Source organism: Lysobacter sp. Soil_C_15 (assembly GCF_057657315.1).
This window is the reverse complement of record NZ_JBDGIR010000003.1, coordinates 403,256-416,826: the sequence shown is the minus strand read 5'-3', so window position 1 is coordinate 416,826 and position 13,571 is coordinate 403,256. Positions and strand designations below refer to the sequence as shown.

At 70.0% G+C, this 13,571-nt stretch carries 14 protein-coding genes; 6 read left to right on the top strand and 8 right to left on the bottom strand.

Features of this window, described 5'->3' with window-relative positions; genetic code table 11:
- Positions 1-15 precede the first annotated feature (15 nt).
- The 4 genes from AC3A57_RS09765 to AC3A57_RS09750 all read right to left on the bottom strand — a co-directional run bounded on the left by AC3A57_RS09765 (position 16) and on the right by AC3A57_RS09750 (position 4,148).
- Complete coding sequence (locus tag AC3A57_RS09765) at positions 16-1,362, bottom strand: UDP-glucose dehydrogenase family protein (protein WP_487578731.1); 1,347 nt, start codon at positions 1,360-1,362, stop codon at positions 16-18.
- A gap of 80 nt (positions 1,363-1,442) precedes the next feature.
- Entirely contained in the window at positions 1,443-2,270 is an 828-nt protein-coding gene (locus AC3A57_RS09760; protein ID WP_221672805.1) for an FKBP-type peptidyl-prolyl cis-trans isomerase, read from the bottom strand.
- Between the two features lie 118 nt (positions 2,271-2,388).
- Complete coding sequence (locus tag AC3A57_RS09755) at positions 2,389-3,333, bottom strand: FKBP-type peptidyl-prolyl cis-trans isomerase (protein ID WP_487578730.1); 945 nt, start codon at positions 3,331-3,333, stop codon at positions 2,389-2,391.
- A gap of 194 nt (positions 3,334-3,527) precedes the next feature.
- A complete protein-coding gene (locus AC3A57_RS09750; protein ID WP_487578729.1) occupies positions 3,528-4,148 on the bottom strand; it encodes a glutathione peroxidase in 621 nt (206 codons plus the stop codon).
- A gap of 148 nt (positions 4,149-4,296) precedes the next feature.
- Between AC3A57_RS09750 and AC3A57_RS09745 the strand changes: the two genes are divergently transcribed.
- The 6 genes from AC3A57_RS09745 to AC3A57_RS09720 all read left to right on the top strand — a co-directional run bounded on the left by AC3A57_RS09745 (position 4,297) and on the right by AC3A57_RS09720 (position 8,579).
- Positions 4,297-4,758 (top strand): hypothetical protein, encoded by a 462-nt coding sequence (locus AC3A57_RS09745; RefSeq protein ID WP_487578728.1) that lies wholly within the window; start codon positions 4,297-4,299, stop codon positions 4,756-4,758.
- Positions 4,759-4,761: 3 nt separating this feature from the next.
- Positions 4,762-5,139 carry a GntR family transcriptional regulator gene (locus AC3A57_RS09740; RefSeq protein WP_487578727.1) on the top strand — a complete coding sequence of 126 codons (378 nt, stop codon included), beginning with the start codon at positions 4,762-4,764 and terminating at the stop codon, positions 5,137-5,139.
- On the top strand, positions 5,136-6,020 hold the full coding sequence (locus AC3A57_RS09735) for an ABC transporter ATP-binding protein (protein ID WP_221672810.1): 885 nt from the start codon (positions 5,136-5,138) through the stop codon (positions 6,018-6,020). Before AC3A57_RS09740 ends, AC3A57_RS09735 begins: the two co-directional genes overlap by 4 nt.
- Entirely contained in the window at positions 6,017-7,048 is a 1,032-nt protein-coding gene (locus AC3A57_RS09730; protein ID WP_487578726.1) for an ABC transporter permease, read from the top strand. Before AC3A57_RS09735 ends, AC3A57_RS09730 begins: the two co-directional genes overlap by 4 nt.
- 155 nt (positions 7,049-7,203) lie before the next feature.
- On the top strand, positions 7,204-7,998 hold the full coding sequence (locus AC3A57_RS09725) for a DUF4097 family beta strand repeat-containing protein (RefSeq protein WP_487578725.1): 795 nt from the start codon (positions 7,204-7,206) through the stop codon (positions 7,996-7,998).
- 50 nt (positions 7,999-8,048) lie between these two features.
- The gene (locus tag AC3A57_RS09720) at positions 8,049-8,579 is read left to right on the top strand and encodes a DUF2884 family protein (RefSeq protein WP_487578724.1); all 531 of its coding nucleotides are present in this window, start codon (positions 8,049-8,051) and stop codon (positions 8,577-8,579) included.
- Positions 8,580-8,624: 45 nt separating this feature from the next.
- Here AC3A57_RS09720 and yiaA read toward each other — a convergent pair whose 3' ends face one another.
- From yiaA to AC3A57_RS09700, 4 genes are all read right to left on the bottom strand, one after another.
- Complete coding sequence (yiaA, locus tag AC3A57_RS09715; RefSeq protein WP_487578723.1) at positions 8,625-9,035, bottom strand: inner membrane protein YiaA; 411 nt, start codon at positions 9,033-9,035, stop codon at positions 8,625-8,627.
- Positions 9,036-9,228: 193 nt separating this feature from the next.
- Positions 9,229-10,953, bottom strand: coding sequence for a sensor domain-containing diguanylate cyclase (locus AC3A57_RS09710; RefSeq protein ID WP_487578722.1), 1,725 nt, complete (start codon positions 10,951-10,953; stop codon positions 9,229-9,231).
- Between the two features lie 286 nt (positions 10,954-11,239).
- Positions 11,240-11,410, bottom strand: coding sequence for a hypothetical protein (locus AC3A57_RS09705; protein ID WP_487578721.1), 171 nt, complete (start codon positions 11,408-11,410; stop codon positions 11,240-11,242).
- Between the two features lie 432 nt (positions 11,411-11,842).
- Positions 11,843-13,216 (bottom strand): class II fumarate hydratase, encoded by a 1,374-nt coding sequence (locus AC3A57_RS09700; protein WP_487578844.1) that lies wholly within the window; start codon positions 13,214-13,216, stop codon positions 11,843-11,845.
- Positions 13,217-13,571: the final 355 nt, after the last annotated feature.

Here is a 13,571-nt window from a genome sequence, read left to right as displayed (position 1 = left end):
AGGCGGTCGGCCGGCTCAGCCGGCGTCGACCAGGATCGAACGGCCGCGGCCGATGCCGTAATACGCCAGCTCGGCGGCTTCGACTTCGTCGGGGTGGTAGAGGTTGCGCCCGTCGAAGATCACCGCGTCGGCCAGAGCTTGCCGGATGCGGACGAAATCCGGGCTGCGGAACTGCTTCCACTCGGTCACCACCACCAGCGCGTCGGCGTCGGCCAGGGCGGCGCGGGCCGAGTCGCACAGCACCAGGTCCTCGCGCTCGCCGAAGATGCGCTCGGCTTCCTCGTTGGCTTCCGGGTCGTAGGCGCGCACCCGCGCGCCGGCCGCCCACAGCTGCGCCAGCAGGGTGCGGCTGGAGGCCTCGCGCATGTCGTCGGTGTTGGGCTTGAACGCCAGGCCCCAGACCGCGAAGGTCTTGCCCTTCACTTCGCCGCCGTAATGGCGCTGGATCAGTTCGAACAGATGGCCCTTCTGGCTGTCGTTGACCGCCTCGACCGCATCCAGCAGGCGCGCGCCGTAGCCGTGCTGCTGAGCGGTGCGGGCCAGGGCCTGCACGTCCTTGGGAAAGCACGAGCCGCCGTAGCCGGCGCCGGGGTAGATGAAATGCCAGCCGATGCGCGGGTCCGAGCCGATGCCCTGGCGGACCATCTCGATGTCGGCGCCGACCTTCTCGGCGATGTTGGCGATCTCGTTCATGAAGCTGATCTTGGTCGCCAGCATCGCGTTCGCCGCGTACTTGGTCAGCTCGGCCGAGCGCACGTCCATCACCACGATGCGCTCGTGGTTGCGGTTGAACGGCGCGTACAGGCGCTTGAGCTTCTCCACCGCGGCCGGGTTGGACGAACCCACGACGATACGGTCCGGGCGCATGCAGTCGTTGACCGCATCGCCTTCCTTGAGGAATTCGGGGTTGGAGGCGACGTCGAAGGCGATCTCCAGCCCGCGCTCGCGCAGCTGTGCGGCGATGGTGGCCTGGACCTTGTCCGCGGTGCCGACCGGCACGGTCGACTTGTTGACCACCACCACCGGGCGCTCGATGTGGCGGCCGATGGTCGCGGCGACCGCGAGCACGTACTTGAGGTCGGCGCTGCCGTCCTCGTCCGGCGGCGTGCCGACGGCGATGAAGATCAGGTCGCCGTGGCCGATCGCGCTGGCGGCGTCGGTGGTGAAATGCAGCCGGCCGGCGGCGTGGTTGGCCTTGACCATGGGCTCCAGGCCCGGCTCGTAGATCGGGATCACGCCGCGGTTGAGGCCCTCGACCTTGGCCTGGTCGATGTCGACGCAGACCACGTCGTGGCCGACGTCGGCCAGGCAGGTTCCGGTGACCAGACCCACATAGCCGGTACCGAAGATGGTGACGCGCATTCGTTGCTCTCAGTGCTGGGTACTGCGGCGCCTGGGCGGCGCGCCGCGTCCGGGTTGCGGACGCGGCGCGCGCCGGAGGCTCACTTCTGCTGCGGCGGCTGGGTGCCCATCGCGGCCGACTCGGCGCCCTGCGCGTTCGGCTTGACGATGTCGAGCAGTTCGACGTCGAACACCAGGGTCGCGTTCGGGCCGATCGGGCCGCCCGGGGTGCCCTGCTCGCCGTAGCCGAGCTTGCTCGGGATCCACAGCTTGAACTTGCTGCCGACCGGCATCAGCGCGATGCCTTCCTGCCAGCCCGGCACTACCGCGCCGAGCGGGAACACCGCCGGCTCGTTGCGGTCGTAGGAGCTGTCGAAGGTCTTGCCGTCGAGCAGCGCGCCCTTGTAATGCACGCGCACGGTATCGCTGGCCTTGGGCTTGGCGCCCTTGCCTTCGCTGACGATCTGGTACTGCAGGCCCGAAGCGGTGGTCACCACGCCCGGCTTCTTGCCGTTGGCGGCGAGGAACTTGTCGCCCTCTTCCTGGTTGGTCTTGGCCATCGCGACCATCTTTTCCATCTGCTTGGTGCGCACCTTGTTCTGCAGGCGCTCGCGGATCTGGCGCGCTTCCTCGTCGCTCAGCAGCGGCTTGTCGCCCTTGATGTTGGCCTGCATGGCCTTCTGCAGCACGGCCAGGTCGAGGTCGTCCTTCAGCAGCTCCAGCGAACGGCCCATGTCCATGCCGATCAGGTAGCTGTCCTGCTCCTTCTCGGTCTTCATCCCGCCGATCGCCTTGACCTCGGCGCCCTTGGCCTCGGTCGCGGCCTTGGCGTCGGCGGCCGGCTTGTCGCCCGGCTTGCCGGCCTGGTTGCAGCCGGCGGCGAACAGCGCCATCGAACCCACGGCCACGGCGAAGGCGGTGTTACGCATGAAAGGCTTCATCAAACTGCACTCCTGAATACGGGAAAGCGAAAACGGAATGGGAACCGGCCCGGCGGCACAAACTGCCAGCCGGCAGCTGAACGCAACGAGTCTGCGCGGCGACCGGTCAGAGGATATCGAGCAGTTCGACTTCGAATTCCAGGGTCGCGTTGGGGCCGATCTTCGGCGGCGCGCCCGACGGGCCGTAGGCCAGCTCGGCCGGGATCCAGAACTTGAACTTGCTGCCGACCGGCATCAGCGCCAGGCCTTCCTGCCAGCCCTGGATCACGCCGTTGACCGGGAATTCGGCCGGCTGGCCGCGATCGTAGGAGCTGTCGAAGGTGCTGCCGTCGAGCAGCGTGCCCTTGTAGTTGACGCTGACCTTGTCGGTCGGCTTGGGACGCTCGCCCGAGCCCTGGCGCAGCACCATGTACTGCAGGCCCGAGCCGGTCACGAACACGCCCTTGACCTTCTTGTTGCCTTCCAGGAATTCCTTGCCCTTCTTCAGGTTGGCTTCGCCGGCGACCGCGGCCTCGGCCTTCATCTTGGCCTGCAGGCGCTCGCTGAAGCCGGTCAGCACGGTGCGCGCCTCGCCCTCGGCCAGCAGCGGCTTGCCGCCGGTCAGCGAAGTGCGCAGGGCCTGCACCAGCACCGGCAGTTCGATCTCGGCTTTGATCTGCTGCAGCGAGGGGCCGACCATGTAGGTGCCGATCAGCAGGCCGACCTTGTCCTTGGCCACCTCCGGCGGCTTGGCGCCCGGCGCCTGGCCCGGCACCGGCTTGCCGTCGCGGGCGGCGATGCGCGCGCGCAGGGCCTGGTCGACGCTGCGCGCCTCGTCCTGGCCGATCAGCGGCTTGCCGCCGTCGAACACGTTCTTGACCGCGCGCTCGAACGCGGCGGTGTCCAGGTCCGGTCCGACCGGCTTGAGCGAACTGGCCACGTCGAGGCCGATGGCATAGCTGACTTTTTCGCGATCGTTGGCGAGCACGGTCTTTTCCTGGGCAGAGGCGACGCCGCCGAACAGCGTCGCAGTGGTGATCAACACGGCCGCGCCGCGCACGAAAGCCTTCATCGGGGTCCTGCTCCTGGTTGCAGTCCTGGTGGTGTATCGATACGCCGCAGTCCGGCGCAAGCCCGTCATTGTCGCGGGCCGGCGCTATGGCGGCAATGTTCCAGTGTGACGTCGCTCAAGCTGCGAAGTTCCGCACCCTAGCGGCTCGCGCGCGGCCGAAACCCGACCGCGCGCGCAAATCCCGCCGGACCGGCTCAGCGCCGGCCCGGCGCGGCCGGACGCGGCGCGGCCAGGGCGCGCTCGATCGCCGCGACCAGCGCCGGGTCGTTCGGCGCGGTCTTGCTGCCGTAGCTGGCGATCAGCCGGCCGTCGCGGCCGACCAGATACTTGTGGAAATTCCACTTCGGCGCCTCGCCGGCGTTGCGGGCCAGGTCCCGGTACAGCGGCGTGGCCTGCTCGCCGACCACATGCACCTTCTCGAACATCGGGAACTTGACCCCGTAAGTCAGAGTGCAGAACTCCTGGATCTGCTTCTCGTCGTCGAATTCCTGCGCCTTGAAGTCGCCGGAGGGAAAGCCGAGCACGGCGAAGCCGCGCGCCTTGTACTTGGCCTGCAGGCCTTCCAGGGCCTCGAACTGCGGGGTGAAGCCGCATTTGCTGGCGGTGTTGACCACCAACAGCACCTGGCCGCCGTACTGCGCCTGCAGGTTGACCGGGGTCTTGCCGGCCAGCGGGCGGAAGCTGCGGTCGAGCAGGCCGGCGCCGGCCGCGGCGGCGGCGGCGGTCGTCAGCACGGTCAGGCACAGCGCGGCCAGGGCCGCCCGGCGCGCCGGGCGAGACCGCGAAACGGCGGGAAACAGCGGGGTCTGGGACATGAACAGGCTCCGTCGCAAGGGGCAGGCCCGGTCGCGGCCGGGCGGTGCGGGCAAGTATGACTTTAGTTGGGCCGGCGGCGATTGACGCGACGTGTTTAGGTGTTATAGTTGCATACAACACCGGCCCACTAATGAGCAGGACGTTCGCATGAACCGCAAGCTCCATAACTCCATATCGGCCCTGATGGCCGCCGGCGGCGCCCTGGTCCTGGGCCTGGTGATCGCCCTGCCGGCGCCGAGCGCCCCGGCCGGGCAGCTCGCCGCCGCGCACAGCCGCCCGCTCGAACTCGACCTGGGCCTGGTCCAGGCCCGGGTCCGCTTCGACCCCGCCTATGTCGAGCGCGCCCGCGCCCGCAGCGGCGACCTGACCCGGGTCGCCGACCGCATCGGCGCTCGCGCCGAGCAGTTCGAACGCGACGGCGCGGCCCTGGCCTTCGCCACCGGCATGGCCGGCGAAGTCGCCGACTTGGCCGCGATCGCCTCGACCCTGGAATCCCCCGCTGCCGCGGAGCCGGCCAGCACCGAAAGCAAGCGCAAGGCCGGGAAGGCCGCGCGCCGCAACCGACGGAACCTCGTCATGCCTTACTTCTCCTTCCTGCCGCGGGGCTGAACCATGACCGCAATCCAATGGAGCGACGGCGCTCCGATCTATCGCCAGCTCAAGGAGCGCGTCGTCGCGATGATGCTCGACGGTGTGCTCAAGCCGGGCGATGCCCTGCCGTCCGTGCGGCAGGTGGCCGCCGAATACCAACTCAACCCCATCACCGTCTCGCGCGCCTATCAGGAATTGGCCGACGAGGCGCTGGTCGAAAAACGCCGAGGCCTGGGCATGTACGTGACCGAAGAAGCCGCAAGGAAACTGCTCCTCAACGAGCGCGAACGCTTCCTGAAAGAAGAATGGCCGCTGGTCCTGGAGCGCATCCAGCGCCTGGGCCTGAGCACCGAGGAGTTGCTCGGCGGCGGCGACGACCAGAAGGCGGGCTCGCCATGACCGACGCCATCCGCATCGACCCGGGCCACATCGTCACCGCGCGCAACCTGCGCAAGCGCTACCGCAGCAAGCTGGCGCTCGACGACGCGGCCTTCGACATCCCGGCCGGCCGCATCGTCGGCCTGATCGGTCCCAACGGCGCCGGCAAGACCACCGCGCTGAAGGCCATCCTCGGCCTGATCGCCTTCGACGGCGATCTGTCGGTGCTCGGCCGCGACCCGCGCACCCAGCGCGACGACCTGATGCGCGACGTGTGCTTCATCGCCGACGTCGCGGTGCTGCCGCGCTGGCTGCGGGTGCGCGAGGCGATCGACTTCGTCGCCGGCGTGCATCCGCGCTTCGACCGCGCCAAGTGCGAGCGCTTCCTCCACGGCACCCAGCTCAAGCCCAACCTGCGCGTGCGCGAAATGTCCAAGGGCATGATCGTGCAGCTGCACCTGGCGCTGGTGATGGCGATCGACGCCCGCCTGCTGGTGCTCGACGAACCGACCCTGGGCCTGGACATCCTGTACCGCAAGCAGTTCTACCAGCGCCTGCTGGAAGACTACTTCGACGAGAACAAGACCATCCTGATCACCACCCACCAGGTCGAGGAGATCGAACACATCCTCACCGACGTGATGTTCATCCGCGACGGCAAGGTCGTGCTCGACAGCCAGATGGAAGTGCTCGGCGAGCGGTTCGTCGAGGTGCTGGTCAACCCGGACCAGGCCGTGCACGCACGCAACCTCGGCCCGATCGACGAACGCGCGCTGCCGTTCGGCAAGACCGTGATGCTGTTCGACGGCATTCCGGCCGCGCAGCTGGACGGGCTCGGCGAAACCCGCACCCCGGGCCTGGCCGATCTGTTCGTCGCCACCATGAAGGGAACCTACGCATGAACGCCGCAGACGACATCCTCGCCCCCTCGCCCGCCGCGCCGCGCGCGGTCGCCGCGACGCCGAGCCTGCAGACCTTCAAGATGCTGCTCAAGCGCGAGTACTGGGAACACCGCGGCGGCTTCCTGTGGGCGCCGTCGATCGTCGGCGCGATCGCGATCGTGTTCACCCTGCTCGGGGTGGTCGCCAGCACCGTGATGCTGCGCAGCGCCGTCAGCAAAGGCGAAATCGACCTGGAGAACGTCAGGATCGGCGTAGGCGCCGGCTCCGAGGCCGGCTTCGCCGGCGACGTGGCCCTGCTCGGCGGCATCGGCATGGTCAGCATCGTGCTGGTGTTCGTGGTGTTCTTCTACGCCCTGGGCTCGATCTACGACGAGCGCAAGGACCGCAGCATCCTGTTCTGGAAGTCGCTGCCGGTCTCCGACACCCAGACGGTGCTGTCCAAGCTGGCCTGGGCCCTGCTCCTGGCGCCGCTGCTGACGATGGCGATCGGTCTGGTGGTCGGCGCGGTGCTGTGGCTGATCTCGTGGCTGGCGATGGTGATCAACGGCGTCCCCGGCGCCAGCGCGCTGATCACCGAAGCGCATCCGTTCCGGCTGATCTTCCAGTTGCTGTGCGCGGTGCCGGTGTACGCCCTGTGGGCCCTGCCGACCATCGGCTGGCTGATGCTGTGCTCGGCCTGGGCCCGCAGCGTGCCCTTCGTCTGGGCGGTGGTCGCGCCGCTGCTGGCCTGCATCTTCATCAGCTGGCTCGACGTCCTGCCGGGCATCGAGATCCCGCACGACAAGATCTGGTACGCCGTCGCCTTCCGCGGCCTGCTGAGCATGGTTCCGGCGAGCTGGTACCTGAGCCCGGGCATGGAACAGGTCCGCGACTCGGCCATCCACGGCCCGGAAGAGCTGGCCCGCTCGATCGAACTGGGCAGCAGCCTGCACGCCCTGGGCACCGCCGACCTGTGGATCGGCGCGATCCTCGGCGCGGCCATGGTCTACGGCGCGATCCGCCTGCGCCGCTGGCGCGACGAGGGCTGAGCCCCGCGGCCCCGCCCGCCTCCGGCGCGGCGGGGCCTGGCCGGAAAGATCGTCGCTTGCGCAGGCCGCCGCCGACCGGCCTGCGCGTCTGCGCCACGCAACCATCGCGGCTTGCGCCGCATCCATCGAACTTCCACCCATCCCTGGAGCTTCCGATGCGCCCCGTCGCCGCCCGCCTCGCCCCGATCCGTTTCGTCCCCGCCCTGCTCGCCCTGGCCCTGCTGCCGCTGGCGGCCCAGGCCGAGCGTCGCTGCGAGCACAGCCAGCCGCGCGAGCTCAAGCTCGACCTCGCCGGGGTCAAGGCGGTGGTGTTCGAGACCGGCTCCGACGATCTGCACATCGTCGGCGCGCCCGGCGCCCGCGCCGAAGTTCGCGGCAAGGCCTGCGCCTCCAGCGCCGCCGACCTGGCCGGGCTGCGCCTGAGCCAGCGCCGCGCCGGCGACAAGCTGATCGTGCGCGCCGAGCACGAGTCCAAGCTCAGCCTGTCGTTCAACCGCTACGCCTACATGGTCCTGCACGCGAGCCTGCCCGACAGCGCCCGGGTCCAGCTCAAGACCGGCTCCGGCGACGTCGACGTGGCCCGGGTCGCGGCGCTGAGCGTCGACGTCGGCTCCGGCGACATCAAGGCGCGCCAGGTGCGCGGCCTGACCGTGGCCGATGTCGGCTCCGGCGACGTCGAGCTGGACGACATCGGCTCGCTGCAGGTGATTTCGCTCGGTTCCGGCGACCTGCTAGCGCGCGGCATCGGCGGCGACGCCAAGCTCGGCTCGATCGGTTCCGGCGACGTCGCCCTGGAACGCGTCGGCGGCTCGGTGAGCCTGGAGCGGATCGGCTCGGGCGATCTGGAAGTGCGCGACGTGCGCGGCGACCTGCACGTGCGTTCGGTCGGCAGCGGCACGGTCAAGCACGCCGGCGTCGCCGGCCGGGTCGACGTACCCAGCGACGACTGACGCCGCTTGCGGCGTCCCTACCCTAAGCACCCCACCCAGGAATCTTGGCGATGAAACTTCCGTTCGTGTCCGCGCTGTGTCTGGCCCTGCTCGTTGCCGCCGCCGGCAGCGGCTGCTCGAACGGCACGCCCGAGGTGCACGTGATCGCGCCGGTCAGCCTGTCCGGCGACCGCATCCAGATCCGCGGCCAGGGCGGCGCGCGCGCCGAGATCGGCCCCGACGGCGCGTTGCGCATCGACGGCCAGGCGGTCTCGCTCGATCCGGCGCAGTTGGCGGCGAGCCGGCGCTACTACGTCCAGGCGATGGGCATGACCCAGGACGGCATCGCCGTCGGCAAAGCCGGCGCGGCCCTGGCCGGCAAAGCGGTCGGCAACGTCGTCGCCGGCCTGACCCAGGGCGATACCGAGTCGATCGAGCGCAAGGTCGAGGCCGATGCCAAGGAAGTCGAACGCCAGGCGCTGCGCCTGTGCGAGCGCATGGCGTCGCTGCGCACCGCCCAGGACGAGCTCGCCGGCGCCCTGCCGGCGTTCCAGCCGTTCGCGGTGCTCGACGCCGACTCGGTCGACAACTGCAAGCGTTGAGGCGGCGGACACGGGCGCCGACCGGCGCCCGTGCCGGGATGCGGTTCAGTCCTGGTAGTCGCGCGCGCTCGCGTCGCGGGTGTTCTTCTGCACCGCGATCGCGCCGAACAGGCTCAAGGCGAAGGCCATTCCGTAGAAGCCTTTCTCGCTGAGCAACAGCTGCGCGTTCCACAGGCCGACGAACAACAGCAGCAAGGCGCCGACCATCGAGAACCAGGCCAGACCGTAGTACAGGCCGGTGACCGGAATGCCTTCCATCCTGTCGCGCACGCTCTTTTGCACCGACACCGCGGCGAACAGGCCGTACAGCAGCAGGGTCAGGTAGTAGCCCTTCTCGTTGAGCAGCATATCGGCGTTCCACAGGCCGATCAGGAAGGCCGTTGCGCCGAGCAACAGCGCGCCCCAGGACGCGCCGACGAACGCGGCGGAGGGCTTGCGGGAAATGACGCGATTCATGGATGAGTCCTTGTCGTGGGTAGCGGCCATGCCGGGCGGCCCACACCGTGTCCGGCATGGATCCGGATCGGCGCCGCGCTCGGCGGCCGGTGCGGGCACCGGTCTGTGTCGTGCGGGCGCTCCCAGCCCGCGCGCGCACTATGCCGCGCGCCGGGACTTCTGTCATCCAACCGCCCCGGTCAGGCCTGCTTGGTCAGGCCGCGCCGGCGACCGGGGCCGCGCCCGCTGCGCCGCGGTCGGCGCTGACCCGGTCGCGGCCGGCGCTCTTGCTGGCGTACAAGGCCGCATCGGCGCGGCGCAACAGTTGTTCGCCGCTCTCGCCCGGCCGCAGTTCGGCCACGCCCAGGCTCAACGCGATCGGGATCAGCCGGCCCTCGATCGACAAGGGGTGATCGTTCAAGGACAGGCGCATGTGCTCGGCCACCCGCAGCGCCTCGTCCAGGTCCGCGCCGATCAGCACCGCGACCATTTCGTCGCCGCCGTAACGGCCGCACAGGTCGCCGCGGCGCAAGCGGTTGCGCGCGCGCAGGGCGACGATGCGCAGGGCCTCGTCGCCGGCTCGGTGGCCGTGCTCGTCGTTGATCCGCTTGAAATGGTCGATGTCCAGGAACAGCACCGACAAGGCCTCGCCGCTGCGCTGCGCATGCGCCACCGCCGAGGCCAGCGCCTCCTCCAGCGCGGTGCGCGCCAGCACCCCGGTCAGCGCGTCGTAGGACGCGCGGTGCTGGGCGCGGTCGCGGTCGTGACGCAGCTGGCGCAGGCGCGAGGTCAGGCCGAACAGCAGCGCCAGGCCGCTGAAAGCCAGGCTGGAGGGAAAGGCGAACTCCAGCCAGCGGTACATCGGCCACCAGCGCTGGTAGGCGCCGACCAGGGCCACCAGGCTGACGATCAGCGGACTCCAGGCGACCAGCAGGAACATGCCTTCGCGCTGGCGCCGCCACACCGCGTTGGCGATCGCGTACAGCACCACCGCGATCGCCGCCAACAGCACCAGGTTGCCGAAGTTGCCGCTGAAGGGCCAGGTCTTGAACACGGTCACCGCGATCAGGCCGCCGAGCAGCAGGCAGCAGCCGTCGAGCAGCCGCGCCGCGCGCGGCTGCAGCTCGCGCAGGCGCAGGAACAGGCTGAAGAAGCGCAGCGAAGCGATCACCGCCGCAGTGTTGAGGATGATGTCCATGCGCCGGTCCAGGCTCAGCGGCCCCAGTTCCAGCCAGGCGCGCATCTCGCCGCCCTCGATCGCCATCGCCAGCATCTGGCTGGCCAGGGTCAGGCCGAGGAACACATAGCCGCGCTCGCGCAGGCCGATCCACAGGCCGAACGCCAACGCCGCGATCAGGCCGAGCACGGTCAGCACGAAGGTGCGCACCGCGACATAGACGATGTCGCCGCGGTAGACCTCCTGGCCGGGCAAAATCGAGACCTGCGACGGCACCACGTCGGCGGCGATCATGCGCAGGTACAAAGCGTCGCCGCGGCGCAGGCCCTGCGGCAGCGGAAACACCAGGAACCGGGTCGAATGGCTGTAGTCGGCGTCGTCGCCGTAGATCGCGCGCGCCAAGGGCTCGCTGTCGCCGGGTCGCCACAGCTCGACCCGCTTGCGGTGCGGCGGGGTCAGCACCAATTGCGGCGCGTTGCCCGGAGCGATGTCGCGCAGCGCGACCAGCCGCCACCAACCGACTTCGCGGCGCGCGGTCGGAATCAGCCGGCCGTCCTCGACCTCGGCGAAACCCGACGCGGCCGCGCCGGACAGGACCTGCCACAGCGCGGGTTCTTCGGCGCCGGTCCAGCGCGCGACCGCCAGTTCGGCGGCCGGCGGCGGCGGCAAAGCGGTCTTCGCCCGCAACGGGCTGCACCACCCCAGAATCAGGCACAACAGCGCGAGTCCTGCCCCGCCGATGCGCCACGCCGCTCGATCCATGCACGTAATCCGATGGTGCCCGTTGCAACCGCCGCGACAGAGTCCGCTGCCGCGACCGGCGGGGCGCGAACCGGCGCCAGGGCGCCTGCGGCGGCAAAGAGTAACCCGGGAAAGCGACGATCGTCGTCGCCGCCGGCGCATGCTCCGCGGGGCGCGCCGTCGCGGGCGGCCGCCCCAGCCGACGGACGCGGCCCGGGCCGGCCGCGCGTCGTCGCGGCAACGCCGCCGAAGCCGGCGGCGCAGATTCGTCCGGAGGGCCGAGGCCCTCCGGACGGACCCAGCTCGCTCAGCCCGCCGCGCGGGCGTCGTCGGCCGCCGGCGTCGCGGCGGGCGCTGCTTGCGCGCTGAGATCGACATGGATCTCATCGCCTTCCGGCTCGAGCTGCGGGTTGCAGGCGGTGGTGCCGACGAGCAGCGACAGGACGGCGGCGTAGCGCAGCAAATGGGTGGATTTCATGAGCGAAGCTCCTGGTTATGGCGACCGGATCGAGTCCGGGGGTCGGGGGAAAATCACCCGCGCGGCAGGTACGGCGCCGTTCGGGCGAAAAGCATAAACCGCAAAAATAACCCGGCCGTTGCGCATCGATTACCGCTCAATAACCGATCGCCGACGCCGTGCTTCCGCGGCGGGCCCGGCGGCTCGCGCCGCCGGATCGGCGCCTGCGCCGGGGGCCGGCGTAGACGCGCGAGTGTGTCACGACGGCCGGCCCGGAGGCGGTTCCATCCGCGTTCGGTCCTGCGCCGCCGGGGTCGAGTTTATCCGCGCCGGTGCCTGCGAATATCCCCCCTTGCGTGCGGCGAGGATATCCAAGCGGCGGTAATGGAAAATACCACCTGAGTCGCGAAACTAAATCTCCGAACATTTTCCGATAAAGGCCGCTGGGCACATTCAGCCGCCGGCGCCGCCCCCGCCGGCCTGGATGCCGCCGCGGGTCAGCGCGGCCGGGTCGAGCAGCCGGCGCAGTCGTTTCTCGCTCAGGCCGCTGTCCTCCAGCGCCACCTCCAGCACCGGCCGGCCCTCCTTGTAGGCGCGCTTGGCTATCGCCGCGGCCTTTTCGTAGCCGATGATCGGATTGAGCGCGGTGACCAGGATCGGATTGCGGTCCAGCGCTTCGCGCACCCGCTCCTCGCGCACCCGCAGCCCGGCGATCGCGCTGTCGGCGAGCAGGCGCATCGCGTTGCCGAGCAGGCGGATCGAATCGAGCAGGTCGTAGGCGATCAGCGGCAGCATCACGTTGAGCTGGAAATTGCCGCTCTGCCCGGCCACGGTAATCGCGGCGTGGTGGCCCACGACCTGGGCGCAGACCATCGCCAGCGCTTCGGGAATCACCGGATTGACCTTGCCGGGCATGATCGAGCTGCCCGGCTGCAGGGCCGGCAGTTCGATCTCGCCCAGGCCGGCCAGCGGACCGGAGTTCATCCAGCGCAGGTCGTTGGAGATCTTGCTCAGCGCCACCGCCAGCGCGCCGAGCTGGCCGGACAGTTCGACCGCGTCGTCCTGCGCCGCCAGGCCTTCGAACTTGTCGCCGGCCGACTCGAAGCGGGTGCCGGTCGCCGCCGACAAGGCCTTGGCCATGGCTTTGCCGAAGCGCGGATCGGCGTTGATGCCGGTGCCGATCGCGGTGCCGCCGATCGGCAGCCGGCGCAGCCGCTTGAGGCTGTCCTCGATGCGCTGCTGCGCCGAGTCCAGCTGCGCCGCCCAGGCGCCGAACTCCTGGCCGAAGGTCAGCGGCATCGCGTCCATCAGATGGGTGCGGCCGGTCTTGACGACTTTGGACAGCTCGCGCGCGCGGCGCTCGATGGTCTTGCGCAGATGCGCCAGCGCTGGCAGCAGCGTCTCCACCGTCGCCAGTTGCGCCGACACCCGGATCGCGGTCGGGATGACGTCGTTGGAGCTCTGGCCGAGGTTGACGTGGTCGTTGGGGTGGATCGGCTGGCGGCCGCTGCGCGAAGCCAGGGTGGCGATGACCTCGTTGGCGTTCATGTTGCTCGAGGTGCCCGAGCCGGTCTGGAACACGTCGATCGGGAACTGCGCGTCGTGCTCGCCGGCGGCGACCTGCGCGGCGGCGGCGCGGATCGCCGCGGCCTGGGCCTTGCCGAGCAGGCCGAAGCCGCCGTTGACCTCGGCCGCGGCGCCCTTGACCAGGGCCAGGGCGCGGATGAACTCGCGCGGCATCGGCACGCCGGAGATCGGGAAGTTCTGCACCGCGCGCTGGGTCTGCGCGCCCCACAGGGCCTGCTCGGGGACGCTGAGCTCGCCCATGCTGTCGTGTTCGATGCGGAAGCCCGCCGCAGCCTGGCCCGTCTTGCCGGCCGTCTTGCCGGCCTTCCCGCCGCGGGCCGCTTTCGCGCCCGGCGCCTTGCCCTGCTTGCCGGCCGCGCCCGCGGCCGGGGTCTTGCGTTTGCTCGCCATTGCCAACTCCATTGAGTCGTGGGGGAGACGCGCCGCCTGCGCCGCGCGTCGTGTCGATCGGATCGCATCGACTCGCTTCAAGACCGGCCGTAAGGGGGCGGTCGTGAACGAGGTCGTCGTGCTGGCATCGGATTCCGCTGGCGGGCGCCATCATCGCCGCGACATCGGCGGGCGTCGAGTGCGTGCGCGCTTGACGCCCGATTCG

What these genes read in the sequence shown, in the direction of transcription:
- AC3A57_RS09765 (WP_487578731.1), bottom strand. Translation starts at nt 1,362, where the DNA reads ATGCGCGTCACCATCTTCGGTACCGGCTATGTGGGTCTGGTCACCGGA.
- AC3A57_RS09760 (WP_221672805.1), bottom strand. Translation starts at nt 2,270, where the DNA reads ATGCGTAACACCGCCTTCGCCGTGGCCGTGGGTTCGATGGCGCTGTTC.
- AC3A57_RS09755 (WP_487578730.1), bottom strand. Translation starts at nt 3,333, where the DNA reads ATGAAGGCTTTCGTGCGCGGCGCGGCCGTGTTGATCACCACTGCGACG.
- AC3A57_RS09750 (WP_487578729.1), bottom strand. Translation starts at nt 4,148, where the DNA reads ATGTCCCAGACCCCGCTGTTTCCCGCCGTTTCGCGGTCTCGCCCGGCG.
- AC3A57_RS09745 (WP_487578728.1), top strand. Translation starts at nt 4,297, where the DNA reads ATGAACCGCAAGCTCCATAACTCCATATCGGCCCTGATGGCCGCCGGC.
- AC3A57_RS09740 (WP_487578727.1), top strand. Translation starts at nt 4,762, where the DNA reads ATGACCGCAATCCAATGGAGCGACGGCGCTCCGATCTATCGCCAGCTC.
- AC3A57_RS09735 (WP_221672810.1), top strand. Translation starts at nt 5,136, where the DNA reads ATGACCGACGCCATCCGCATCGACCCGGGCCACATCGTCACCGCGCGC.
- AC3A57_RS09730 (WP_487578726.1), top strand. Translation starts at nt 6,017, where the DNA reads ATGAACGCCGCAGACGACATCCTCGCCCCCTCGCCCGCCGCGCCGCGC.
- AC3A57_RS09725 (WP_487578725.1), top strand. Translation starts at nt 7,204, where the DNA reads ATGCGCCCCGTCGCCGCCCGCCTCGCCCCGATCCGTTTCGTCCCCGCC.
- AC3A57_RS09720 (WP_487578724.1), top strand. Translation starts at nt 8,049, where the DNA reads ATGAAACTTCCGTTCGTGTCCGCGCTGTGTCTGGCCCTGCTCGTTGCC.
- yiaA (WP_487578723.1), bottom strand. Translation starts at nt 9,035, where the DNA reads ATGAATCGCGTCATTTCCCGCAAGCCCTCCGCCGCGTTCGTCGGCGCG.
- AC3A57_RS09710 (WP_487578722.1), bottom strand. Translation starts at nt 10,953, where the DNA reads ATGGATCGAGCGGCGTGGCGCATCGGCGGGGCAGGACTCGCGCTGTTG.
- AC3A57_RS09705 (WP_487578721.1), bottom strand. Translation starts at nt 11,410, where the DNA reads ATGAAATCCACCCATTTGCTGCGCTACGCCGCCGTCCTGTCGCTGCTC.
- AC3A57_RS09700 (WP_487578844.1), bottom strand. Translation starts at nt 13,216, where the DNA reads ATGGGCGAGCTCAGCGTCCCCGAGCAGGCCCTGTGGGGCGCGCAGACC.